General features: G+C 63.1%; 22 protein-coding genes and 1 pseudogene. 19 read left to right on the top strand and 4 right to left on the bottom strand.

What is annotated here, in order from left to right; all coding sequences use genetic code 11:
* Positions 1-60 precede the first annotated feature (60 nt).
* From ACVOLJ_RS08590 to ACVOLJ_RS08565, 6 genes are all read left to right on the top strand, one after another.
* Positions 61-825, top strand: a complete 765-nt coding sequence (locus ACVOLJ_RS08590; protein WP_481563932.1) for a fimbria/pilus chaperone family protein — start codon at positions 61-63, stop codon at positions 823-825.
* A gap of 258 nt (positions 826-1083) precedes the next feature.
* Positions 1084-1776 carry a DUF1120 domain-containing protein gene (locus ACVOLJ_RS08585; RefSeq protein WP_481563931.1) on the top strand — a complete coding sequence of 231 codons (693 nt, stop codon included), beginning with the start codon at positions 1084-1086 and terminating at the stop codon, positions 1774-1776.
* Between the two features lie 45 nt (positions 1777-1821).
* Complete coding sequence (locus ACVOLJ_RS08580) at positions 1822-2502, top strand: hypothetical protein (protein ID WP_481563930.1); 681 nt, start codon at positions 1822-1824, stop codon at positions 2500-2502.
* 119 nt (positions 2503-2621) lie between these two features.
* On the top strand, positions 2622-5120 hold the full coding sequence (locus ACVOLJ_RS08575) for a fimbria/pilus outer membrane usher protein (RefSeq protein WP_481563929.1): 2499 nt from the start codon (positions 2622-2624) through the stop codon (positions 5118-5120).
* A gap of 130 nt (positions 5121-5250) precedes the next feature.
* Entirely contained in the window at positions 5251-5781 is a 531-nt protein-coding gene (locus ACVOLJ_RS08570; protein ID WP_481563928.1) for a hypothetical protein, read from the top strand.
* Positions 5782-5944: 163 nt separating this feature from the next.
* Positions 5945-6151, top strand: a complete 207-nt coding sequence (locus tag ACVOLJ_RS08565; protein WP_234412670.1) for a hypothetical protein — start codon at positions 5945-5947, stop codon at positions 6149-6151.
* Between the two features lie 257 nt (positions 6152-6408).
* Here ACVOLJ_RS08565 and ACVOLJ_RS08560 read toward each other — a convergent pair whose 3' ends face one another.
* The 3 genes from ACVOLJ_RS08560 to ACVOLJ_RS08550 all read right to left on the bottom strand — a co-directional run bounded on the left by ACVOLJ_RS08560 (position 6409) and on the right by ACVOLJ_RS08550 (position 8713).
* On the bottom strand, positions 6409-7470 hold the full coding sequence (locus ACVOLJ_RS08560; RefSeq protein WP_481563927.1) for a PIN domain-containing protein: 1062 nt from the start codon (positions 7468-7470) through the stop codon (positions 6409-6411).
* A gap of 207 nt (positions 7471-7677) precedes the next feature.
* Positions 7678-8361, bottom strand: a complete 684-nt coding sequence (locus ACVOLJ_RS08555) for a hypothetical protein (RefSeq protein ID WP_481563926.1) — start codon at positions 8359-8361, stop codon at positions 7678-7680.
* 130 nt (positions 8362-8491) lie between these two features.
* Complete coding sequence (locus ACVOLJ_RS08550) at positions 8492-8713, bottom strand: hypothetical protein (protein WP_481563925.1); 222 nt, start codon at positions 8711-8713, stop codon at positions 8492-8494.
* A gap of 194 nt (positions 8714-8907) precedes the next feature.
* Here ACVOLJ_RS08550 and ACVOLJ_RS08545 point away from each other — a divergent pair, with 194 nt between their 5' ends.
* The 4 genes and pseudogenes from ACVOLJ_RS08545 to ACVOLJ_RS08530 all read left to right on the top strand — a co-directional run bounded on the left by ACVOLJ_RS08545 (position 8908) and on the right by ACVOLJ_RS08530 (position 13969).
* Positions 8908-10098 (top strand): AAA family ATPase, encoded by a 1191-nt coding sequence (locus tag ACVOLJ_RS08545; protein WP_481563924.1) that lies wholly within the window; start codon positions 8908-8910, stop codon positions 10096-10098.
* The gene (locus ACVOLJ_RS08540) at positions 10061-12301 is read left to right on the top strand and encodes a S8 family peptidase (protein ID WP_481563923.1); all 2241 of its coding nucleotides are present in this window, start codon (positions 10061-10063) and stop codon (positions 12299-12301) included. Before ACVOLJ_RS08545 ends, ACVOLJ_RS08540 begins: the two co-directional genes overlap by 38 nt.
* A gap of 582 nt (positions 12302-12883) precedes the next feature.
* Positions 12884-13195, top strand: a pseudogene (locus ACVOLJ_RS08535) (DUF4442 domain-containing protein); the annotation flags it as partial.
* Positions 13196-13249: 54 nt separating this feature from the next.
* Positions 13250-13969, top strand: a complete 720-nt coding sequence (locus tag ACVOLJ_RS08530) for a hypothetical protein (protein ID WP_481563922.1) — start codon at positions 13250-13252, stop codon at positions 13967-13969.
* A gap of 7 nt (positions 13970-13976) precedes the next feature.
* On the opposite strand, the gene ACVOLJ_RS08525 is transcribed toward ACVOLJ_RS08530, so the two are convergent.
* On the bottom strand, positions 13977-15263 hold the full coding sequence (locus ACVOLJ_RS08525) for a hypothetical protein (RefSeq protein WP_481563921.1): 1287 nt from the start codon (positions 15261-15263) through the stop codon (positions 13977-13979).
* Between the two features lie 75 nt (positions 15264-15338).
* Between ACVOLJ_RS08525 and ACVOLJ_RS08520 the strand changes: the two genes are divergently transcribed.
* The 9 genes from ACVOLJ_RS08520 (at position 15339) to rnfB (ending at position 24418) form a co-directional block, all read left to right on the top strand.
* Positions 15339-16022, top strand: a complete 684-nt coding sequence (locus tag ACVOLJ_RS08520) for a DUF502 domain-containing protein (protein WP_475280441.1) — start codon at positions 15339-15341, stop codon at positions 16020-16022.
* Positions 16019-16804, top strand: coding sequence for a queuosine precursor transporter (locus ACVOLJ_RS08515; protein ID WP_475280442.1), 786 nt, complete (start codon positions 16019-16021; stop codon positions 16802-16804). The genes ACVOLJ_RS08520 and ACVOLJ_RS08515 overlap by 4 nt, the downstream gene beginning before the upstream one ends.
* Positions 16805-16900: 96 nt before the next feature.
* A complete protein-coding gene (locus tag ACVOLJ_RS08510; RefSeq protein ID WP_481563920.1) occupies positions 16901-18838 on the top strand; it encodes a DUF885 domain-containing protein in 1938 nt (645 codons plus the stop codon).
* A gap of 16 nt (positions 18839-18854) precedes the next feature.
* Positions 18855-19925, top strand: coding sequence for a serine hydrolase domain-containing protein (locus tag ACVOLJ_RS08505; RefSeq protein ID WP_481563919.1), 1071 nt, complete (start codon positions 18855-18857; stop codon positions 19923-19925).
* Positions 19922-20326 (top strand): SMU1112c/YaeR family gloxylase I-like metalloprotein, encoded by a 405-nt coding sequence (gene gloA2 / locus ACVOLJ_RS08500; protein ID WP_481563918.1) that lies wholly within the window; start codon positions 19922-19924, stop codon positions 20324-20326. The genes ACVOLJ_RS08505 and gloA2 overlap by 4 nt, the downstream gene beginning before the upstream one ends.
* 351 nt (positions 20327-20677) lie before the next feature.
* Positions 20678-21127 carry a DUF2147 domain-containing protein gene (locus tag ACVOLJ_RS08495; RefSeq protein ID WP_100553177.1) on the top strand — a complete coding sequence of 150 codons (450 nt, stop codon included), beginning with the start codon at positions 20678-20680 and terminating at the stop codon, positions 21125-21127.
* Positions 21128-21229: 102 nt separating this feature from the next.
* Entirely contained in the window at positions 21230-23311 is a 2082-nt protein-coding gene (gene metG, locus ACVOLJ_RS08490) for a methionine--tRNA ligase (protein WP_481563917.1), read from the top strand.
* Positions 23312-23388: 77 nt separating this feature from the next.
* Entirely contained in the window at positions 23389-23979 is a 591-nt protein-coding gene (locus ACVOLJ_RS08485) for an HAD family hydrolase (RefSeq protein WP_481563956.1), read from the top strand.
* A 25-nt stretch (positions 23980-24004) separates the two neighbouring features.
* On the top strand, positions 24005-24418 hold the full coding sequence (gene rnfB / locus ACVOLJ_RS08480) for an Rnf electron transport complex subunit RnfB (RefSeq protein ID WP_475280448.1): 414 nt from the start codon (positions 24005-24007) through the stop codon (positions 24416-24418).
* The last annotated feature ends 150 nt before the right edge of the window (positions 24419-24568 follow it).

Genomic DNA, 24568 nt, shown 5'->3' with positions numbered 1-24568 from the left:
AGCCAGCCGACACTGGGCGTCAAGCAACATGCAGACGCCGCCATTACCTTGATCAGCCCTATGATGCCCTCCTCCCGCAAGAACATACGCCCTACTCTGTCCACTGTGCCGACTAGGCTGGGCGCGCTCGTGCTCGGCCTGTATACCCTGGCCTGCCCTGCCGTCCACGCCAATGGACTGCGCCTGGAAACCTCGGTGATCGTGGTGGAAGCGCAGGACGGTGAAGGCGTCATCGCGGTGAAAAATACCGATAGCAAGGCCGTGCTGCTACATTCAGAGGTGGTCAATGTACCCGAAGACACCGCGCCGCTGCTGCTGGTGACACCGCCGATCACCCGTGTGGATGCCGGTAATACGCAGATGGTGCGGTTCTTGCTGAAGCCCAACCAGACACTGACCACCGAGCGACTCAAGCGTGCCACCTTCGAAGGCATTCCGCAGACCGCCCCGAACAAGGTGCAGGTCAACATCCGCCAGAACATTCCTGTGATCATCCGCCCGGCCGGGCTGGCCAGAAACGGCCAGCCGTGGAAGCTGCTGCAATGGACCCACACCACGGACGGGATCGCGGTGCGCAATACCGGGCCCTACGTAGTGAGGATGTCGCAAGAGTTGAGCCTCCAACCCGGTGAAATACCCGCCAAACTGCCTCGCACCTATATCCTCCCGGGGGAATCGGTAGCCCTGTCCAGCAGCAGCAACCTGCGTGCGGCGCGCGGCGTGCGCTACACACCAGCAACGCTCAACGGCTACTTCGCCGACCCGGTCGACGCCGACGTGCAAGCCGGACCACTGCGCGTGGACCTCGCGCCGGCAGCACAATAACGCCGGTAGTCCCGGCCCCACCCAACCGCTGCTCATTATCAGACCGTGTCCGCCAACCGCCACGGCGCTGCAGGCGCTCGGCCCACGTTCGACTCTGCTCGGGCGTAAATGGATTTGAGTCCACCGCCCAAGGATCGCGCCCACCACCACGGTTTCGTGGCGGGCGTGATGCCACGGCGTTGCATTCAATGCTGTCAGCACCGCTGACAGCGCTATACGTCAGCTTTGACGTTCTTTACTAGTACCTGGAGATCAATAATGAACCGTCCCATCCGGATCCTCGCTGCATTGGCATTGAGCTGTGCATTGAGCCCCGCATTTGCAGCCGACAGCGTCACCATGAAAGTTGGCGGCACGCTGGTTGCCCCAAGCTGCAACATCGCCCTGTCCGACGCAACCGTGGATTTTGGCGACATCGCACGCGGCTCTCTCGGCAACACCAGTGCTACCGCGCTGCCGGCCAGCAAAGCAAAAACGCTGAATGCCAGTGTCGCCTGCGTTGGCAACACCGCTATCGCAATCAGCACGGTCGACAACAGTGAAGCGAGCAAGCCGACCGACATCCGTTCGTTCGACTTCGGTAACGGCCCGGTCACCCTGCCCACCGCACAGTACGCCGGCCTGGGCAGGGCCAGCAACAACGCGGCCATTGGTGCCTATGCGGTCAGGGTAGGCACAGTCACGGTCGGCACGGTAGCCGGGGGTTCCAGTGACGCAGTGAAGATGTTGAGTGGAGTCGATACCACCAGCTTGACCGAGGTGAGTGGCACGGTATACCTGGACGCCACCAAGCCGGTGATCAGTGCGGCCGACGCCACCGGAAACTCGATGTCAGGAAACAGCTTCAACTTCCCGTTGACCGTGGCCGGCAACATCTCGGCCACCGACAACCTGCCAGCCGAAGAGATTGACTTGAATGGCAGCACCACGATTGAAGTGAAATATCTTTAACCACGGATCGACTGCATCCATCTGCTCGATCCCAAGGAGAAAACAATGAACCTGCATGCCAAACTCGCCCTGGCAACTGCCCTATTGTTGGCTATCACGCCTGCATTTGCTGATACCAGCGCGACCATGAGCGTCACCGGCAAGATCCTCACCGCACCGTGCGATATCAGCGCAGTGAGCGGTTTTGATATGACCATCGATGACATCAACCTTGGTGAGGTCAGCCAAGACAACTACAACGAAGCCAGCTTTGGCGGCACCAGCATCCTGTCCAGCCTGACCGTGACCTGCGGCGCGCCGACCCAGGTAGTGGTCAAGATGAGCGACTCCTTCAGTGGCAAGAAGGGCGCCGACACCATGCCCTTCCGCGGCACCAACTTGGGACCGGCGAACTACTACGCACTGATCGACGCCAGCACCGGCAATGCCATCGGCGGCTACACCATGAAGTTCAGCAGCACTCAAGCGGGCATCAGCGCACAGGACGCCATCCTCAGCGCCGATGGCGAGAACGGCTGGGCCGTCGGCACCAATGGCTACCTAGACAACGGCAAGCCGTACCTGGCCTCGGCGGTCCAAGGCACCACTACTGTGGCGACCACGAACAGCGCCGGTACCCTTTATGGCTTCCGCGTCTACCCGACCCTGTTCAAAGGCAGCGATCTGCCCACGACCGGCAATGTCGACATCAGCGGTAGTGCGACCTTCGAGATCGTATCGCTTTAACCACTGAGCTCCACGGCTGGCACGTTGTGCCCGGGGCGCCGCTGCGATCACGCAGCGGCGCTTATCGCCAGCACACCCCTGTACTGCGTTCTGCTCCCTCCGTTTGGCCCTCCCTTCCAATGAAGCTGAAAATACTCGCAAGCCTGGTCTCGGCCGCCTGCAGCGCCAGCGTTTACGCCGATGATGCCGCGCCGACCGAAGCCGGACGCACAGCCTTATCAGGAACGGATCTGGCTTCCGGCAACGCCACCTTTAATACCAACATTCTCAAATCACGCGGTCTGCCTGCCGATGTGGCCAAGTACTTCGCATCGGCAAAGCGCTTTACCGCGGGCACCAATTACGTCACGTTGCAGGTAAATGGCGTGTCCATCGGCACGACCAGCGCGCTGTTTGACCGCGACGGGCAGCTGTGCGCCACGCCCACACTGCTGCGCTTGGCGCAGATCGGGCCGCCCGGGAAAAGCGCGGACCAATGGCCGCAAGCAGCCGCTGCCGACAGCGGCACCACGCCGCGGTGCATCAACCTTGCCGATTACTACCCGCAGGCGGTGGTTAAGCTGCGGCCCGACAATGATCAGCTGGAATTGATCGTGCCCACCGACGCGCTGCGTGCGCCCATGGCGGCCGACCGCTCGCTGGGTGACAGCTCGGAAGGAACCGCAGCGATCTTCAACTACAACCTGGTCAATTCGCGCAGCGATTATGCAGGCGGCCAGTCACGTAGCATGCAAGTACTCACCGAAACTGGACTGAACACACACGGCTGGATCCTGCGTAGCCGGCAGAGTTACAGCGATTACAATGGGCAACGGCGTTTCCGCAACCTTGACGCCTACGCGCAGAAAACCTTCGCTGCGCAGCACGTGCTGCTGCAGGCGGGCCAGATCAACCCAGCAAGCCAGCTGTTCTCGCTGCCTGCCCTGTTAGGCGCGCAGTTGCTGCCGGAAGCCGCCCTGCAACAGCCGTTGAGTGGCGGCGCCAGCGCCAGCGGGATCGCCCAAACAGAGGCTCGCGTGGAGGTCCGACAGAAAGGTAGGCTGATTCTTTCCACGCTGGTACCGCCTGGCCCGTTCGCCCTGACTCAGCTGCCAATCATCGACAGCAACGCCGACCTGCTGGTAACGGTAATCGAGGCGGACAGCTCCCAACGCAGCTTCGGAGTACCTTCGGGAAGCTTCAATGTTGGCTTCAGCCAACCCGAACCCTCCCTGTCTTTCGCCATTGGCCGGCCCGACCGCCAGGACCTGCGCGCCCCCGATGGCAGCCGTCCGCAGGATGCCTGGCTGGCCGCCGTTCACGGCAACGTGCCGCTGCGCGAATGGGTAGGGCTATCCGCTGGCGCCGTCATCACAAACAACTACCACGCGGTGGCCGCCGGTCTCAACGCAGCGCCCACACGCAACACCAATGTCTACCTGCGCCAAGTTGTCTCGCGCCGCCCCAAAGGTGGCCAGCTTGGTACCCAGCTGCAGCTCAGCGGCAGCCTGCAGCTGCTCGACCGGCTTTCACTGGCGGCCTCGGTGCAGCAGCAGACGCAACACTTCCGCCAGGCCAGCGACGTGCCGTGGGCAGAGCCGTGGCGCGTCAGCAGCGGCGAGAACTCCGGCAACGGTCCACGCTTGCAGCAGTCGTTGAACCTGTCTTATCAGGCCCGGGCGTTGGGGGCGTTCGGGCTGGGGTACTCGCGCTATCTCGGTTTCGACGATCGCAGCTCCGGCAATGTGCTCGCCAGCTGGTCGCGCAACATCGGCAGAGCCAGCATCATGCTCAGCTCTGAACGACGCATTGGAAGTAACAAGGACCGCACGATCTACCTTTCGATGAACCTGCCACTGGGGCGCCGCAGCGTCAATACCACCGTGGCCCGACAGGGCGATCGCCTGCGCACCCGCGCCAACATCAGCGAGCGGGTCAACGAGCTCGTCGCCTACAACCTGACAGCCACGGCCGACAGCGGGCGCGGCGGCAGCGCATCAGCTGGACTTAATCTATTGCCATGGTTCACCCGGATCAACCTCAATGGCAGCCGACAGAAGGGTGCCTCCTCGTTCAGCAGCAGCCTCGCCGGCGGTGTAGTGCTACATGGCCAGGGGATCACATTTACTCCCTACCCATTGCAGGACACCTTCGCCGTAATCTCGGTGCCGGGTGTCCGCAATGCCCGCATCGATACTCCCTATGGCCCTGCCTGGACCGACGCGGCCGGCCGTGCAATCGCGCCAAGTCTGCCGGCCTATGCTAAGGGTCGACTGTCGCTGAGCACGCGCAGTCTGCCGCGTACGGTGGACATCGGCAATGGCATCAAGTCGTTGCGCCTCGGCCGCGGCGCGGTCGCCACGGTCACCTTCGATGTCGTGCATAAACGGCGGGCGCTGCTGCGCCTGCTCGATGGCAACGGACAGGCGCTGGAGAAAGGCACTGCCATCTTCGACTCGCGCGGCGAATGGATCAGCTCGGTCGGCACCGACGGCGGGGTCTTTCTCAACGAGGTGCAACTACAGGTACCCCTGCTGGCTAGCGATGTCAACGGCCGTCAGTGCCACTTCCAATATCAGTTTCCGGAAGAAATCGATCCGGAGGCCTTCTACGACACCGCCGACATCACCTGCCAGTGATGCCAACTCCCCCCCTGACCCGGACACCGCAAGCATGCCCACGCAAGCTCCCAACTTTTCATATCGGCTGCGTAAGTGGGGGGTAGCACTGGCCGGGGCGGCCGGTTTGACCGCCTTTGAATCCTCCGCTATGACCGACTCCGACCCGCCACCCGCGCCGCCATGCCAGATCAGCCTGGACAATCCGGACATCGCCTTTGGACGGATCAACCCCTACGACCTCCCCAACACCGTCGCCTATACGTCGCAAAGGCCGCCATCGGTTGGCCGACAACTACGTACGTTGCAGGTGCAATGCATGCTGCCCACACGTTTCGCGCTGCGCTTCCGTGCCCCTGCCCACAGCAGTGGACAGGGCTATCCCTTGGGCGATGCGGGCGTGGTACTGGTATCAATAGCACGGGCACAAGCCGATGGCATCCCTGCCCTACTCACCTCTAACCCGTCTCCGGTAACGATACCGGTGCAACCAATAGATGCGATGGAATGGAAGCCCAACCACGTACTTCAGGTGGTCACCCAAGGTCAGGTCGGCCCGGTCACCCAGCTGACCCTGCAAGTGGAGATTGAGGCCAGAGTGCTGATCCGTACAGACCGCCTACGGCAGGACCAGCCGTTCGACAGCGAGGGCAGTTTCGAGGTGCAGCCGTTGTCGTTGTGATTCTGCCGCGGCTTGCGCAACGCGGTTCAACGCGCAATCACTGCTAGCAGCGGCATGCGATGGTTTCGTCCGAAAAGTTCTATCAGCGGAAAAGGCAATGACGTCGAGGCTAAGCCAACTTGCGGCAATGACGATGCCTCGTCCACGTCCCGATTCTTCTCACTTGACTGAGATCCTGCAGGTACTGCGGGATCACGGGCCTTTCGAGCGCGAGGTGGATGGTCTGCGTCGCACCACTGGTTGGGGCGAAGCTGAGTGGTTCCTCTCATCGAACGTGCTGCTCGACGATGCCGCCCCGGCCGATGTGCTGGCCACAGATCCAGTCCGTGTGCTGCAGGCGGCCCGTACTGAGTTCGCGAGCCAGGCCTGATGGTGCCGCCCGCGATCCGGTCAGCTGACAGCTGCTGACCCAAGTGCTTCGATTATCCAGACACAGGATGGTACCAACGGCGGGCCGATTGGAACCCCCTGCCAGGACTCCACCGGGGGAATTCTATCCATTACGCTGGCCCGGTTTTTCGGGGGTAGGTCAGGCTCAGATACGGACAATCGCGACTTGGCCGAAGTCAGGCAGTTGCATCAGTCTTCAGAGCAAAGGGGCTGGTGCGTGAGCCTCTCAGCTGCTCTTTAGAAGTAGCCTCGATCCTGAAGCAAGGATCCACGCAAGCCCCAGCGCTCTTTCATATCGCACTCGTGGATCTGAGCAACCTGACCGTCGACGATGTCGGCCAGGAAGGTGAAGCTGTAGGGCCCAAGGTCAAGCTCAGTTTCGCCTTCGACTGAGTGCAAGGGGATGAGCACCTTGTCCTCGCTGTCATAGACCGCCGAATCCCAGTCGGGATGGTTGAATTCCACTTGAGCGCGCACTTCGCACTTGCCGAACCCAATGTACTTGCCTTCTCCTCCGCCCGCTCGATAGACCGAGGTGACGTTGATGCTTATCACGTCCAAAACCTCTAGCAGCTCGACATTTGCATCTGGGACGTCATCGGCATCAATGGAGTAGCCCATTAGTTCTTCATGCAATGCAGTCAGGAACAGTTCTGGCTGGCTATCAAATAGCTCTTGGATGGCGTCATCCTCACGCTTGATACCTAGGGCATCCAATAGCTGCGGCATGGAGGCAACGCGTGTGATGTGCCCGGACTCCTCACAGGCGATGGCAAAGTCTCCATCCTGAGACCATACGATCAGAGGCTTTTCAGCGCTCACATCGCCGGAGACTGCAGCAAAGATGAACGCATCTGGGAACTGGTCTTTCTTGCCAGATGGGCCGAAGAGACCTGTCCCATGGGTGTATTGCTCAAGAACGTGAGACGGCTTCACGTTGTCGATGCTTCGCACCTCAGCTTGGAACTGAGAGAACATTGCCAACTTCACTTTTTGCAGATGGTGATTAAAGATCTGAACCCTCAGCTTGTCGCGATCAAAGCCAGGGATTTCTAGCTGGAGGTACTGACGGGCGGCATGCTTGAGGTCGGCTTTGATCAGTGGGTCCAAAGCGGCGATATCGTTGTTTCTGAAGCGCTTGGCGATCTCCATCAGGGTCAGGTCGGTGGACACCAGCTTGACCAAGCCGTGATTGATCAGCTCAGTCAGCGTCGTCGCTTCCGCCTTCGCGAAACCTTGGCCCCAAGCGATCCAGATATTGGCATCTACGAATAGACGACGAGCATTTGCGACTGCCATCTGATGAAGTCCCAGTATGTGCCCTGATCGCCCGCTTCCATGAGACGGCACCACTGTCCTGCCGCCAGAAGCCGCATCGAGGGCTAAGTCAACAAATCAACGAGGTGATCGGCAAGGGTTGGGGGACACAGTATGCATCCCGCCAGCCGCTGGGTAGCGCGTCAAGAAGGCGCGAGGCTGTGGCCGATGATGTATCTCGACAGAATGCTAAGCCGCTTCCTCAGCTCCTGCCGGCTCAGGGTTAGAGTCACGCTCCCGTGCTGCTTCGGTCCAGAAGTAATCCAGATTTACGGTCTTGGCATCGCGCATCTGAAGAACAACCTTTTCCCCCGGGATCTCGATCCAACCATAGCCGAGGGAACGGCCGCCGTCTTCCGCACCGTCCTTGCTAACAGTGGCCTCGCTTTTCTCTTGAACCGGTTGCGGCAGGCTAGCCAGAGCGAAGGACTTACGCGCCGCAATACCAAGTACCACGCGCTCAAGATCGCCTGCTTTGGATATCCGGAACTCAAATACTACGCCTTTGAAGAGGACAGTCTCTCCACCGAATGTGAAGTCCGCGGTGAGCACAACGAAGTCGACTTCATCTGGCTTCAGAAGCTGGTACCAATCCGCAGGCTCCTTTCGATCCAGCCGCTTATTGACCCGCTTTCCGATGGTCCACATCACCAGGGTGACAACCACGATGTAGATGCCGACGCAGAAGGGATGCTCACTAAGGGCTCGGGGTGCACTCGCAGCGCTCGGATTCGAATGGCCACCCAGTAGCTGGATTACGGCCATCAGATTCGGCCGATGCAATGAGGGGCAGATCCATGTTCCTATCTGAAGCATGGCCAGCATCAGCAAGTGGCCACAGATCGCTGCAATTAATGCCACAGCCAGACTCAAACTGAGCTGCTGCTCCAAGCCAGTCGATGGAGCAGTTGGGCTGTGCAGCCGTGTTACTGCAAAAACGAACGCTGCCCCGGGAAGGAGCAAGATTAAGGCAACGAGGACCGAAAGACTCAGTCCCACTCAGTTACACCTTGGGCGCTGTCTTAGCGGTCTTCGAGCTAGGCCGCTCGGTGACGAAGATGAACTTGCCGTTCTTGCTACGCAGCGGAGCACCGGCACGCTCAATCGAGACCGATCGAACCTGCGCTTCAATAACTGACCGCATCAGGTCACGCGCCCCCTCCCTCGTCTCCAAGAGAGATTTGGCGTTCTTGGAGAGCGTGGCCTTTGCGCTAACTGTCTTCATCGATGTTGCTCCTATGAACCACGGGCCTCGGCAGAGTACGACGCTCGATTGCGTATGCCTTTGCAGCCTAAACGCTCATGCGTTATTCGATGGTTTTTTGCAACATCTACAATTGCACAAGCCCATACGCTATGCAACACTCCACGGACTAGTCCAGCAACGGACTTATAAAATATGTTCTGGATCAATGCCTTATGAAATATCGAAGCCCGGCCGAAAGTTTCCGGAGCGAATTGGTCCACTTCGCGCGTCTCGGCGCTGCGGGCGACTCTGAACGAGTTAAGATTCAGGCCCTCAGGTTGATTCGCCAGCTGAGAGCACAAGGTGACGAGCTGGCAGACTTGCTGCAGCAATCCGTATTCCCCCCGTCAAGCGGGGCTGGCGAGGTGGCTGCCCGGGCCACGCGTCGGCTGGATATCACCGAACACGAACACCTTCTGCCCCCGACCGATCCAGAGTCCAATCTGGACTTGGTCCGCATTGAAGACGAGCCCAAGGCCGCTCATGCACTCATCTGGGACGCAGTGGTCGATCGCCAACTGCGCCAACTGGTGGCTGAGCGCAAGGGTTACCGTCGCCTCCGAGAGAATGGGCTTAGTGCTCCTAAGGCTGTGCTGTTTTGCGGCCCGCCCGGTGTTGGCAAGACCGAGAGTGCCCGTGAAGTGGCCGCGTCCTTGGGCCTCCCGCTGGTGATCCTGGACCTAGCCACCATCCTCAGCTCCCTGCTAGGCAAGTCAGGCACGAACCTAAGACAGGTATTTCAGTTTGCCAAGCGTACGCCCTGCGTGCTGCTACTTGATGAGATCGATGCGATTGCGAAGCGACGTGACGATGCCGGTGATATAGGTGAACTGAAGCGACTGGTCACAGTGCTGCTGCAGGAGATCGACCTATGGCCATCCACTCATCTACTCATTGCTGCCACCAACCATGTGCAACTGCTGGATACGGCTGTCATCAGACGCTTTGAGCAGACCATCACCTTCCCGCGCCCAGATGCGTCCCAGCTTGCCGCATTGGGCAAGAGTCTGGGAGCCAGCACCCCGACCAAGGTACCGCCGACTTGGACGGAATTGCTTGCCGAACTCTTGGCCGAGACTTCCTACAGCGACTTTGTCCGGGATCTGAACAGGATTCGTCGATCAACAATTCTGGGTGGTCAGAAGGAAGGCGCAAGTGCCGTCAAAGAAGTAGTGCAGGAAAAGATCGACGCCATGTCCAAGGAAGGCAGGAAGCGAGTCGCTGTTAGCTTGGTCCAAGACTTGAAGGTACCCCAGCGCGAAGCGAGTCGGATTACAAAGATCGCTCGCGACACACTCAAGAGTGCACTGCAAGGAGTGAGCAAAGATGACGGAACAGCCGAAGTTCCTATTGGGACTGGGTGAAACGCTTACCACCCAAGGTCACTATCCAAACAACAGTATGCCAGGCGAGCCGACGTACACTCTCGACTTGCAACGAAATCATCTTGCTCCTTTGCTCAAGGAGCAGTTGAAGACCTTTAATTGGCTGCCTGACGCAGCTTGCCCACAGGGAAATGTAGTGTCTATGGTGACGCTGCATCCTAGTTACTACTCACGCTCCGCGTTTCCTGATGAGCTCATCCGCTCTGCCGGACTTCGATTCGTTGGCAGCATGCCCAAATTCGTTAAGCCGCGACTAGGGCGAGGACACAATCTGCCAGGCGGTGCAGCCTCTACGATCCTGTTTCTTGCGGGCGAAAAAGCCTCCTTCCAGAAACTAGCGGAGAGGATCGTCAAGCTGGAGCCCGATGATCCCTTAGCCGAGGACATTCTGAAGATTGAGTACATCGAGGCTCAGACCAGAGAGGAGCGAATTCAGACAAAGCTTCCGAAGAGCCGGTCGACTTTGGAAGTGGTGATGCACTATGACCCGCTTAGGGACTATCGCTGGGAAACACAATTCAATGCATTCGCCGTAGAGTGCGGCCTGGATATTTCCGAGCAAAGCTATCAGGCAAGAGGCCTCTGGTTCTTGGAAGCACGCGGTACCGCCGAGGCGGCCAAGAAGCTGGCAGACTTCTCCTTCGTTCGCGCCATCAGGCCCATGCCCAAGGTTCGAGCCGTTGACGCGCCACAGGTGATGCGCTCCGCTCGAATCACCCCTGCGGTAATTCTGCCGGCCGATGGCCCTGTTGATCCAGACTGCAGAGTAGCTGTGTTCGACGGAGGTCTTCCCCTTGATCACCCATTCAAGAAATGGGCGAGCCGCATTGAGCCTACAGCGGCCGATGGCATCGGAGCTGCGACCGCTGAGGGGCTGGCCCATGGCACGGCGGTTACCTCGGCGCTTCTGTTTGGCCACATGAAGCCAGGCCTTCAGGCCAGGCCTTATTGCCATGTTGATCACTACCGCTGTATCGGCGAAAGCACCGCCGACCGAGGGCTCTACAGCGTCATGCTGTATATCGAAAAGATCTTGAACTCCCGTGCCTACGAGTTCGTCTCACTGAGTATCGGGCCAGAGGAAATTACAGGCCCGGACAAGATCAGCGCGTGGACTACTCTGCTTGACGATCACTTCCACCAGTCGTCGACTCTGGGGACCATCGCCGTCGGCAACCATGGTGATCTCCCTCCACCTGACAACCGCATTCAAATCCCCAGTGACTGCGTCAATGCGCTGGCCATTGGCGCAAGCAATAGCAACGAAGTTGGCTGGAAGCGTGCGCCCTACAGCTCCATCGGACCAGGGCGCTCGCCGGGGCTGGTCAAGCCGGACCTGGTTCACTTCGGCGGCGTAGATGAGGATCGGTTTAGCTTTCTCTTCCCAGGTGGCGTTCTTGCCCAAAGCACCGGCACTAGCTTCTCAGCACCGGCGGTGATGCGGATGGCCACGGCCGTTCGTGCCCATTTTGGTAGCTCTTTCACGCCACTGGCCGTTCGCGCCCTGATCATTCATGCCTCAGAGCGAAGCGAGCACCCTAGGGAGGAGGTTGGCTGGGGCCTTGCTCCGACCGATGTGGCCAACATTACGGTCTGCCCCGACAACAGCGTGCGAATCCTCTATCTGGGTAAGCTGGATGCCTCTAAGGTCAGGCGTATCCCAATTCCTGTCCCAGAGTCAGGGCTTCTGGGAAAGATCACGATCCGAGCCACGTTCTGCTATCTCTGCGAGACTGACCCGCATGCACCCGGCGACTACACCAGGGCAGGCTTGGGCGTTACTTTCCGACCACATGCGGAAAAATTCAATCGCCCCAGGAATGCTGCGCCGAACTGGACACCTGATCCCCGGTTCCCTGCAACAGACACCTTTTTCGAAGGTGTAGGGAGAGGCACCGAGCAAGCCCTCCGGACTGACTCGCTGAAGTGGGACACTGTGCGTGATGCGACGTTGACTAAGTACGCCAAGTCGCTCAAGCGGCCGGTCTTCGACGTGCATTACATGGCCCGCACACCAGGCCGCAGCGCAGCGCCATCGCGACTTCCCCAGCTGAGCTATGCACTGGTGGTGACGATCACCTCCGCCAAGCATCCCGACATCTATGACCGGGTACGCGAAGCCTACACGCAGCTTGAACCCCTGCTGCCTGTGGCAACGCTGCCGGCCAAGGTGACCACCTAGTCAGGAAGCGTAGAAGCCGGCACTCAGGCCGGCTTCTATGAGCGAGACGTCAGCGCTGATGCTCCAGACTTCATAAGAAGCACATGGCTGGTCAGCACGGATGAGCTACTCGCCGCAGAGGTGACGAACATCCTTAGGCGATCAACCCGCAAGACAACTCGAACAGCGAGTGGTGACGGGTGCTGGCAGGACATGAATATTTGTCGTCTATCTGGCGCAGGAGGCGCCGCCCTTGCGAATCAAAGACTTACAAGGATACCACGACAAGAATGGCGATCCCACGATGAGCTTTCGTGGTCGGCGACAAGAATTCTAGGCGTGCATACGAACCTCCAGCTGGATTTTCCGAGCTGGACGTAAGTTCATTCAAGATGCGCGAAAAAAAGGGCATTCATCGCATTTCTTGACCCTGAAATTCTCCTGGGTCTATCCAATCAGGCCTTGTCTCTTCTCCAAGGAGACCGGGCCCGGCTGGTCTTGACGGGAACGACCGAAACCTATGTAGGAACTCATTTACACGGGTTGTGACATGTATTCCCTTGTAAAAAGTATGTGGAAGCTCATTAGCCATGTTTTTTTCAAGGCACCCATTTCGGCGGCAGCCTGTTTGCGATGACCGACCCGTTCTGGATGCTGGGCCTGATGCACACCCTGGGGCGGGACTACTACGTGTGGGACCGCGCCGGTGCGATCGACTTCCTCAAGCCCGGCCGCGGCACGGTGCGGACCTCGTTCCATATCGATGACGCCCTGCTAGACGCGCTGCGCGCCGAAGCGGCCGACGGCAACAAGGTGCTGCGCTGGTTCAGCAACGACGTGGTCGATGAGGCCGGCGAGGTGGTGGCGCAGGTGCGCAAGCAGGTCTATCTGCGACTGAAACCGCACGCACGGTAAAGCATGCCGTGGGGCGCTCGGCTATCCTGCGCAGCCCTGCCACGGAGGCCCCCCATGCGCCTGCTCGTTCTTGCTGCGGCCATCAGCGCCCTGCCCTCTGCCGCCTTCGCCGTGGAGCTGCCGCCGGTGCACTATCCGGACCTGCCGGCACAGGCCACCAGCGCCGAAGGCTTCGTACCTGCAGGGTGGACGCTGGAGTACCGCGCAGAAGGCGATCTCGACCAGGATGGCCGCGCCGATCTGGCGCTGGTGCTGCGCCAGCAGGACCGGCGCAACGTGGTCGAGCACGATGGATTCGGGCCGTCCCCCTTTGACAGCAACCCGCGTATCCTCGCCATCGCCTGGTCACGCCCGTCCGGCTACGTGCTGGCCGCGCAGAACCACGTCCTCATTCCGCGACCGGACGATGCCGCCGCGAGCGATGTGCTCGACGAAGATGGCGGGGTGTTCATCCAGCACGGCACACTGATGGTCGCGCTGTATTCGTGGACCAGCGCCGGCAGCTGGTACAGCGGTGCCACCAGCTACACCTTCCGCTGGCAGGACGGCGACTTCGCGCTGATCGGCTACGACCGTGACTCGGTGATGCGCAACTCCGGGCAGACCGAGCAGATGAGCATCAACTTTTCCACCCGCAAGGTGAAGTTCGTCGAAGGCAGCACCTTCGAGGACAAGGAACAGGTGCGCTGGCAGCCGCTGCGCGATGGCCGGCGATGGACACTGGACAGCGTGGGCGATGGCTGGGCGTTCGACCCGCTGCGCGGCGCTGGCTGAGCCCCGGTCAGTCGGCGCGCAGCCGTATCGATAGATACGGACCCTGCTCGCCATCGCGCGCCGGCGCACGTTGCGCTACCTGCAGGTAACGACCATCGGCAGACACGGTGGGAGTGCGGGCGGGCGAATGCCATTGCGGCGGCAGCCGCGTCAGTGCCTGCGCAGGCGGATCGGTCTGTTGCCGCAACCACCGCTGCGCGCCGAGCAGGCGCACCATCGCCGCCGCGTCCTGGCTGCGCGCGGCATATTCCACGTAGGCAGGCCCGGCGATGTCGCTCAACGTGCACCCCAGCGCATTGGCCAGGCAGCCGACGTCCCATCGGGACGGGGGAGGCACGGCTGGCGGGACATCGGCTGCCAGCGCCTCGGCGGCCGCCGGCCGACATGCCCAGCCGAACTTCCCGGCGACCCGGGCCAGCGTGTGGTCGCGGTCCAGCAGAAGGCCCGCACCCGCAGACTGGATGGACGCATCGACGGCGGCCGTGTTCATCGCAAACTCGCCCTGCATGGCCCGGCACAGGCTCTGCTCATCGGCCTGCAACGGCTGCAACGCGGCCGCGCACGCGGCAGGCAGCGCGTGGTCCGGCGGCAGTTCCACCAGCATGTCACCCAGCAACTGTGCGCTGCTGCGTACCAGGGCCGCGCCCATCATGCTGTCCAGCAGGGTGCTGCCGGTGTGCATCAGTCGCCGCCCGAACCGCAGCGTCCGGCAACTGCTGTCGAGTGCAGCGGCGGTGTCCCCCTGGGCGAATGCCTGCGCGGAGACGGCACTGCCGTCGAACAGCAGCACGTACTCCGGAAATGGCATCAGTGCTGCCGTTCCCGATGCCTGGAACGGCGAGTCGAAGCGATCGAAGTCGGCCAGCTGGCCCAACCGCGCATGCAGGCCGGCGTGCCCGGCGTGGGCGTCGGCAAAGCGCTGGGGATCGCGGCGCACCTGCGCAAGGCAATCGGCAGTATGGGCATTGCAGCGGGCCACCGCGCTGGATGCCACGCGGGGATGGTCGACCGCCAGGATCGACTGCAGCGCCTGCTGCTCCGGGGTAGCCTGCCAGCGTTGCAGGTCCTGTGCCAACGCGACCTCCCGCTGCGTCATGTCCAATCCATCGAACTGCAGCGTCCACAGCAGCGCAAAGCCATTGCGCCCCTGCGGCGGCTGCACGGCCTGCAGGCGCTGGATGTCCTGTCGTTGCTCGCCCGTCAGTGGCCAGAACCTGGACAGCAGCCACACCGCAATGACCGCCAGCACCAGGCCCAGCAGCACCCGTCCCACCCCTCGCAGAATCCTCAACACAGCATCCCTTCCCTGTATGGCCAACGCCGCCATCCGGCAGCGTAATCGAGTGGCCGCGACCGCTACAATGCGCGCATGTCGCTCGATGCCCCCGCCCTGGTTCCCCGCCCCTCCCTGCAGCGCCTGTTCCTGACCGGCCTACTGACCCTGCTGCCGATCTGGCTGACCTGGGTGGTGGTCAAATTCGTGTTCGTGCTGCTGTCGGGCATTTCCAGCCCGCTGGTGGTGCCGCTGTCGGAACAGATCGCAACCAGCTTCCCCCATTACCTGGGCTGGGTGCGTGCCGAGTGGATCCAGAACACCATTGCCCTGCTCGCCACCCTGCTGGTGATCCTGGCCGTCGGCGTGGCCAGTCGCCGTGTGGTCGGCCAGCGGCTGTTGCGCTGGGTCGGCGCGATCATCAAGCGCATTCCGCTGGCCAGCATCATCTATGACAGCGCCAAGAAGCTGCTGGACATGCTGCAGACCGAGCCGGGCAGCACCCAGCGCGTGGTGCTGATCGACTTCCCGCACCGCGACATGAAATCGGTTGGTCTGGTCACCCGGGTCATCAAGGAACAGGGCACCGACCGCGAGCTGGCTGCGGTCTACGTACCCACCACGCCCAACCCGACGTCGGGCTACCTGGAAATCGTGCCGGTCGAGCTGCTCACCCCGACCGACTGGACCGTGGACCAGGCGATGAGCTTCATCATTTCCGGTGGTGCCGTGGCCCCCGCCAGCGTGCCGTTCACCCGCGCCGGCGACCGTTCCGAATGAGCGAAGCGCCGCACGCGCGCCCGCTGCAGGACCGCGCAGTCCTGCTGTTCATCGTGCTTGCCGCGTTCTTCTGCGGCAACGCCGTACTCGCCGAACTGATCGGGGTGAAGATCTTCGCACTGGAAGACACACTCGGCATCGACCCGTTGAACTGGAACCTGTTCGGCCAGACCGGATCGTTGAGCTTCACCGCCGGTACGTTGTTGTGGCCGGTGGTGTTCATCATGACCGACACCATCAACGAGTTCTTCGGCAAGCGCGGCGTGCGTTTCATCTCGTGGCTGGCCGTGGTGCTGATCTCCTATGGCTTCCTGTTCGCATTCGCCGCGATCTCGCTGGCCCCGGCCAGCTGGTGGGTGACCTCGATGGCAGGCCACGGCGTGCCCGACTACCAGGCCGCGTTCGCCGCCGTGTTCGGCCAGGGCATGTGGACCATTGGCGGCTCGCTGGTGGCGTTCCTGTTCGGGCAGCTGATCGACGTGGCGGTGTTCCACCGCATCCGCCAGGCGACCGGCGAGCGCCACGTATGGCTGCGCGCCACCGGCTCGACCGCGGTGTCGCAGCTGGTGGACAGCTTCGTGGTGATCTGGATCGCCTTCGTGCTGGGCCCGCAGCACTGGCCAACCTCGTTGTTCCTGGCCGTCAGCAGCGTCAACTATGTGTACAAGATGGGCTTTGCGATCGCGCTGATTCCGTTGCTGTACCTGATGCGGCGCGCGATCACCGGCTATCTGGGCCAACAGCGCGCCGCCGACCTGCGCGCAGCCGCTGCGGCTGACTGAAGCCCCAGCGCCGCGCAAGCTGACTGCGGCTTCACGCTGGCCGTACGCGCCCGGATCGTGCAAGCTCCACGGTCTGTGTTCCACGGAAGCTTCTTGATGCCGTATTCCCCCCGCGTCCTGGCCGCCGCCATCGCCGCGTTGTTCCTGTTCAGCGCCGTTGCGCCGGCCGAAGCAGCGAAGAAAAAGGGCACCCGCCCCGCCGCCGCGCAGAGCCGCCAGGCTGCCAAGCCCAAGGCGCGGCCCGGTGCACGCGCCACCACACCGGCGCGTGGCAGCTCGGCGCGCCGCGCCGCGCCGCGACCGGTTGCTCCCGCCCGCGCCGTCCCCAAGCAGGTGCAGCTGGAGCGGCTGTATGACGAATACTGGGATGCCTCGATGCGGTTGAACCCGCTGCAGGCCACCTTCCAGGGCGAACCGCGTTACAACGACCAGTTGCCCAACATCCTCTCCGCCGCCTGGCGCCAGCAATCGCACGACTTCACCACCGAGTGGCTGGGCAAGGTCGAGAAGGTCGGCAGTGACGGCCTGCAGGGCCAGGACCTGCTCAGCTACGAGATCTTCGTGCGCGACGCCCGCGCATCGCTGGCCGCCGAGCGTTACCCGAGCTGGATGATGCCGATCAGCCAGTACTACAACGTCGGCAGCATCATGGCCATCCTCGGCGCCGGTGCTGGCGCACAGCCATTCAACACCGCCAAGGATTACGACACCTGGTCGCGGCGCTCGCTGGGCATCCCGGAGCTGTTCGACCAGGCCATCGACAACATGCGCCAGGGCATGAAGGCCGGCGTGGTGCAACCGCGCGACCTGATGGAAAAGGTGCTGCCGCAGCTGGATGCGGTGATCAAGCCCACCGCCGAAGAAAGCATCTTCTGGTCGCCGATCCGCACCATGCCCGAATCGATTTCCGCCGAAGACAAGGCGCGCATCAGCGCCGAGTACAAGCGCATGATCGAACTGCGCATCATGCCGGCCTACCGCGCGCTGCGCGGCTTCATCGCCACCGAATACCTGCCGGCGACCCGCAGCAGCAGTGGCCTGGGCGCGCTGCCCAACGGACAGGCGTGGTACGCCAACCTGATCGTGCAGACCACGGCAAGCGAGCAGACCGCCGCGCAGCTGCACGCGCTGGGCGAACAGCGCGTGCAGGAGCTGCAGGCGCAGATCGCCACGGTGATGCGCGATGGCAAGTTGCGCAGCTCACAGGCCAAGCTGCTGCGCAGCATGCGCAACGACCGCCAGTTCCAGTACAGCGATGCCAATGCGCTGCTCAACCGCTACCGCCAGGTGCAGCAGCAGGTCGATGCCCAACTGCCGCAGGTGCTCGATACCCTGCCCAAGGCATCGCTGGTGATCCACGCGGTCGAACCGGAACGTGCTGCGACTGCCGCGGCCGCTTCCTACCAGCCCTCGCCGCCGGGACAACCCGGTGTACTGCTGGTCAACACCCGCGACCTGCCCAGCCGCAAGCGCTGGAATGTGCCGGTGCAGTACCTGCACGAAGCCATCCCGGGCCACCACGTGCAGCTGGGCCTGCAGCAGGAACTGTCCAAGCTGCCGCGCTTCCGTCGCCTTGGCGGCGATCTGGCGTTCGTCGAAGGCTGGGGCCTGTATGCGGAAACGCTGGGCGACGAGCTTGGCGTCTACAAGGACCCATACGACCGCATCGGCTACCTGTACTCGCGGCTGCTGCGTGCAGCGCGCGTGGTCGCCGATACCGGCGTGCATGCGCAGGGCTGGAGCAAGCAGCAGGCAGTGACGTACCTGCAGAAAACCGCGGACATGAGCAGCGACGACGCCAACGCCGAAGTGGAACGGATCATGGCCCAGCCCGGCCAGGCGTTGTCGAACGTGGCCGGCCTGACCACCCTCGTTGCCCTGCGCGACAAGGCCAAGGCACGCCAGGGTGCGGCGTTCGACCTGCGTCGCTTCCATGCCGAAGTGCTGAAGGACGGCTCGATGCCGCTGGACGTGCTGGGGCACAAGATCGATCGCTGGCTGGAGCAACCGGCCACGGCGGCGCCCGCGCCCTGACACGTCCGGAACCGCCATGCGCCCTGCCGTCCTGCTATGTGCCGCTGCCCTCGCCCTGCTGCCGTCGATTCCCTCGATGGCAGCGCCGGTGGGACCTGCAGATGCCGGCATCGACGGCCTGATGCAGGCCTACGATGGCCAGGTGCCAGGCGCGGCCGTGCTTGTGCTGCACGACGGCCAACCGGTGTTCCGCCGCGGCTATGGCCTGGCCGTGGTTGAAGACGCTACCGCCGTGACGCCCGCCAGCAACTTCCGGCTGGCCTCGGTCAGCAAGCAGTTCACCGCTGCGGCAGTGCTGCTGCTGGTGGAAGATGGCAGGCTGGCACTGGACCAGCCGGCGCGGCGCTGGCTGCCGGAACTGCCACCCGCTGCGGCAACGATCACCCTGCGCCAACTGCTGTCGCACACCAGTGGCCTGCCCGACTACGAAGACCTGATGGATCCGGCCGACACCAGGCAGGTACACGATGCCGACGTGCTGGCCCTGCTGGCCCGCCAGGACCGCCTCAACTTCGCGGCCGGCACGCAGTACCGTTACAGCAACAGCGGCTATGCGCTGCTGGCGTTGATCGTGCAGCGCAGCGCCGGCGTGGATTACGCCCGTTTCCTGCAGCAGCGCATCTTCACTCCGCTGGGCATGGCACACACCGTGGCCCATCAGGACGGCATCGACACCGTTGCCGCACGCGCCTATGGCTACAGCCGCATCGACGGGCACTGGCAGCGCACGGACCAGAGCACCACCAGCGCCGTACTCGGCGATGGCGGCATCTATTCGTCGCTGGACGACCTGGCACGCTGGGATGCTGCGTTGTATGACGACCGCCTGTTGTCGGCCGTCTCGCGCAGGGCGATGTTCAGCCCGGCCACAGCCACCGGCGAACCCGACGTGCCGCACTACGGTTTCGGTTGGCGCCTGAACGGCCGCGCGCAATGGCACAGCGGCGAGAGCATCGGCTTCCGCAATGTCATCGTGCGCTACCCGGACAAGCGCCTGACGGTGATCGTGCTGAGCAACCGCGACGGTCCCGAACCCTATCCGCTGGCGTTGAAGATCGCCCAGCGCTGGCTGGACACCCTGCAATGACAACCGATACCACGGGGCTGCTGGGCATTCACCATGCCGCACTGATCTGCAGCGACTACGAGCGTTCCCGGGATTTCTACGTGCGCATCCTCGGCCTGCGCGTACTGGCAGAGAACCATCGCAGCGCCCGCGATTCCTGGAAGCTGGACCTGGCCCTGCCCGATGGTGGCCAGCTGGAACTGTTCTCCTTCCCCGCACCGCCGCCGCGCCCCAGCCGGCCCGAAGCCCAGGGCCTGCGCCACCTCGCATTCCGGGTGGCCGCACTGGACCCGTTCATCGCAAGGCTGGCCGCGCACGGCGTGGACTGCGAGCCGATCCGCGTGGACGAATACACCGGCCGCCGCTTCACCTTCTTCGCCGACCCGGACGGCCTGCCGCTGGAGCTGTACGAGACCGGTTGATCGTTTTCAATCGACAGGCATTCATCCACGCATGGCGTGGATCTACTGCAGATTGCAGCGATCTGTCGAAGGCGGGGTTGGGGCCAGTTTTAGGTCGGTGTCCCCCAAGGTCTGAACGCCCCCACCATAAATTATAAAAATCCAACGAACACCCCCCCCCCCCCCCCCCCCCCCGCGCCCCCCACCCCCCACATCCCACGAAGGCCCGTTTTTGGAGTGGCCCCGGCCGGTGGCGTCGGGGGGGGCCGGGCGCCGCCCGGCCGAAGCCCCCCCCCTTCCCCATACCCTGCCGAATGGGTATACAGTCGAACCGTACCGGCATCGTGCCGGAATGAACCCTGGGAGGGGACCATGCGCAAGACCTTCAAGACCCTGCTGCTGGCGCTGCCGCTGTGCCTGGCCGCGCTCTCCGCGCAGGCCGCCGACAGTGCCGCCGGCCGTTGGAAGACCATCGACGACAAGACCGGCAAGGTGAAGTCCATCGTTGAGATCAGCCAGGCCGCCAACGGCACGCTGACCGGCCGGGTGGTCGAGATCCTGCATTCGGACAAGGGCCCGAACCCGGTCTGCGACGGTTGCGAAGGCGCCAACAAGAACAAGCCGGTGCGCGGCATGACCATCCTCTGGAACCTGGCCCAGGACAAGGGCAGCACCAGCAAGTGGTCCGGCGGCACCATCCTGGACCCGGGCAACGGCAAGACCTACAAGTCCAAGCTGGAACTGCAGTCCGGCGGCACCAAGCTGGATGTGGCCGGCTGCATCGCCTTCATCTGCCGCACCCAGACCTGGGTGCGCGAGTAAGCGCAGCAGCCCCTGCAGCGCCCCGGTGACCCGGCTCCGGCCGGGTCACCGCGTTGCGGGCATGCGATAATCCACGGTTCCCCTCGGCTGCACCCCGTGACCATGACCCGTACCGCGCTCGTCACCACCGCCCTGCCCTACGCCAACGGCCCGCTGCACCTGGGCCATCTGGTCGGCTACATCCAGGCTGACATCTGGGTGCGCGCGCGGCGAATGAGCGGCGGCAAGGCCTGGTTCGTCTGCGCCGACGATACCCACGGCACGCCGATCATGCTGGTTGCCGAGAAGGCCGGGGTGTCCCCGGAAACCTTCATCGCCAACATCCAGGCCAGCCACGAGCGCGATTTCGCCGCGTTCGGCGTTGCCTTCGACCACTACGACTCAACCAATTCGGCAGCCAACAAGGCGCTGACCGAGCAGTTCTACCTGAAGCTGGAAGCGGCCGGCCACATCAGCCGCCGTTCGGTGGCCCAGTTCTACGACCCGGCCAAGGGCATGTTCCTGCCCGACCGCTATGTCAAGGGCATCTGCCCCAACTGCGGCAGCGCCGACCAGTACGGCGACAACTGCGAAGTCTGCGGCGCCACCTATGCGCCGACCGACCTGAAGGAGCCGCGTTCGGTCATCTCCGGGGCCACCCCGGAAATGCGCGATTCGGAACACTTCTTCTTCGAGGTCGGCCACTTCGATGGCTTCCTGCGCGACTGGCTGGCCGGCGATGTCGCCCTGCCAGGCGTGAAGGCCAAGCTGGGCGAATGGCTCAATGCCGAAGGTGGCCTGCGCGCGTGGGACATCTCGCGCGATGCGCCGTATTTCGGCTTCGAGATTCCTGGCCAGCCGGGCAAGTACTTCTACGTCTGGCTGGACGCGCCGATCGGCTACCTGTCCAGCTTCCAGACCCTGTGCAGCAGGATCGGCGAAGACTTCGAGGCGCACCTGCGCGCCGGCACCAGCACCGAGCTGCACCACTTCCTCGGCAAGGACATCGTCAACTTCCACGGCCTGTTCTGGCCGGCGGTGCTGCATGGCACCGGCCACCGCGCGCCGACCCGCCTGCACGTCAACGGTTACCTGACCGTGGACGGTGCCAAGATGAGCAAGTCGCGCGGCACCTTCGTGATGGCGCGTACGTTCCTCGATGCCGGCCTGGAACCGGAAGCGCTGCGTTACTACTTCGCGGCCAAGTCCGGTGGTGGCGTCGACGATCTCGACCTGAACCTGGGTGACTTCATCGCGCGCGTCAATGCGGATCTGGTCGGCAAGTTCGTCAACCTCGCCAGCCGCTGCGCCGGTTTCATCAGCAAGCGCTTCGACGGCGTGCTGGCCGCGCAGCTGCCCGACGCAGCGCAGTACCAGCGCTTCGTCGATGGCCTGGCGCCGATCCGCGAAGCCTACGAGCGCAACGACCCGGCCGCCGCCATCCGTCTGACCATGACCCTGGCCGATGAAGCCAACCGCTACATCGATGATGTGAAGCCGTGGGTGATCGCCAAGCAGGACGGTGCCGATGCACAGCTGCAGGCCGTCTGCAGCCAGGGCCTGAACCTCTTCCGCGTGCTGGTCACTGCCCTGAAGCCGGTGCTGCCGGCCACCGCCGCGCAGGCCGAGGCCTTCCTGGCCGCACCGGTGAACGACTGGACCGAACTGGCGCAGCCGCTGCTGGGCCATCGCATCACCGACTACACCCCGCTGTTCACCCGTATCGACCCGAAGAAGATTGACGCCATGATCGACGCCTCCAAGGACACCCTGCAGACCACCGCCGCTGCAGCCCCCGCCGCCAAGAGCGAAGCTGCCAAGCCGGCCGCGCCGGTCGCCGCCAAAGCCGAAGCGAACAACGCCGATGCGCCGGCCACGATCGGCATCGACGACTTCGCCAAGCTCGATCTGCGCATCGGCAAGGTGCTGGTGTGCGAGTTCGTGGAAGGCTCGGACAAGCTGCTGCGTTTTGAACTGGATGCCGGCGAACTGGGCAAGCGCCAGATCTTCTCCGGCATCCGCGGCAGCTACGGCGAGCCGGAAGCGCTGGTCGGCCGCAGCGTGGTGTTCATCGCCAACCTGGCACCGCGCAAGATGCGCTTCGGCCTGAGCGAGGGCATGATCCTGTCGGCCGGTTTCGACGGCGGCGCACTGGCACTGCTGGACGCCGACAGCGGCGCACAGCCGGGCATGCCGGTCCGCTGATGCCCGCTGCGGGCGCGGCCCTGCAGCCGCGCCCGCCGGCACCGGTCAGCGGCAGCAACGCGATGGGAGGCAACGCAATGGAACTGGCGCTGTTCGACTTCGACCACACCGTAACCACCTGCGATACCTATGGCCGCTTCCTGCGCCGCGTCGCCACGGCCGAGCAGCTGGCACAGGCGTGGTGGAAGATCGGTCCATGGCTGGCCGCGTACAAGCTGAAGCTGATTTCGGCAGAACGCATCCGCGCACGCGTCACCCGCCTTGCCTTCAGCGAACGTCACAGCGACGACATCACCACGCTTGCCGCAGGGTTCTCGCGTGACGTGCTGCCCGAGGTGGTACGGCCGGAGATGCTGGAGCAGATCCGCTGGCACAAGGAACAGCAGCACACCGTGGTGATCGTGTCCGGTTCGCTGGACCTGTACCTGCGGCCGTGGTGCGAACAGTTGGGCCTGCAGTTGATCTGCAACCGGCTGGAAACCCAGGACGGCCGCCTGACCGGTCGCTATGCTGGCGGCGACTGCGGCCCACGCAAGGTCGAGCACATCCGCAGCCGGTTCGATCTGTCGCACTACGTGCGCATCCATGCCTACGGTGACAGTTCCGAAGACCGGCCGATGCTGGCGCTGGCCCACGAACGCTGGTTCCGTGGCAAACCCTTGAAGTAACCCCTACGCGCAGCCTTCGCCACGCATGAGCCTGATCCCGCCCCTGACCGAACGCCTGGACCGCGTGCTGCCGCAGACCCAATGCGGGCAGTGCGGTTACGACGGCTGCCGCCCCTATGCGCAGGCCATGGCGCGCGGCGAAGCGGGCGTGGACCGCTGCCCACCGGGTGGCGACGCAGGCGCACGGGCGTTGGCGCAGGTGCTGGGCGTGCCTGCGGTTGCGTTCGACCGCTCGCGCGGCGAGCACAAGGCGCCGCAGGTGGCATTGATCGTGGAAGCCGATTGCATCGGCTGCACCAAATGCATCCAGGCCTGCCCGGTGGATGCCATTGTCGGTGGCGCCAAGTACATGCACACCGTGATTGCCGATCTGTGCACCGGTTGCGAGCTGTGCATTCCTCCCTGCCCGGTGGACTGCATCGAGCTGGTGTTGGTGTAGGTTTTTTGCGACGCGGCGGCGTCGCGTTGCGCTGGGAGCAACGGCAACAGCCATCGGCTGGCTGGGCTTCATGGTCTGGGCTTCATGGTCTGGGCTGGTGGGCGGGGGCAAGCGGGACACGCCGTGAACCCATCCATGGGGGCTCGATGG

The sequence above is a fragment of the Stenotrophomonas sp. STEN046 genome (genome assembly GCF_056759755.1).
This window is presented reverse-complemented; position numbering and strand designations above follow the sequence as displayed.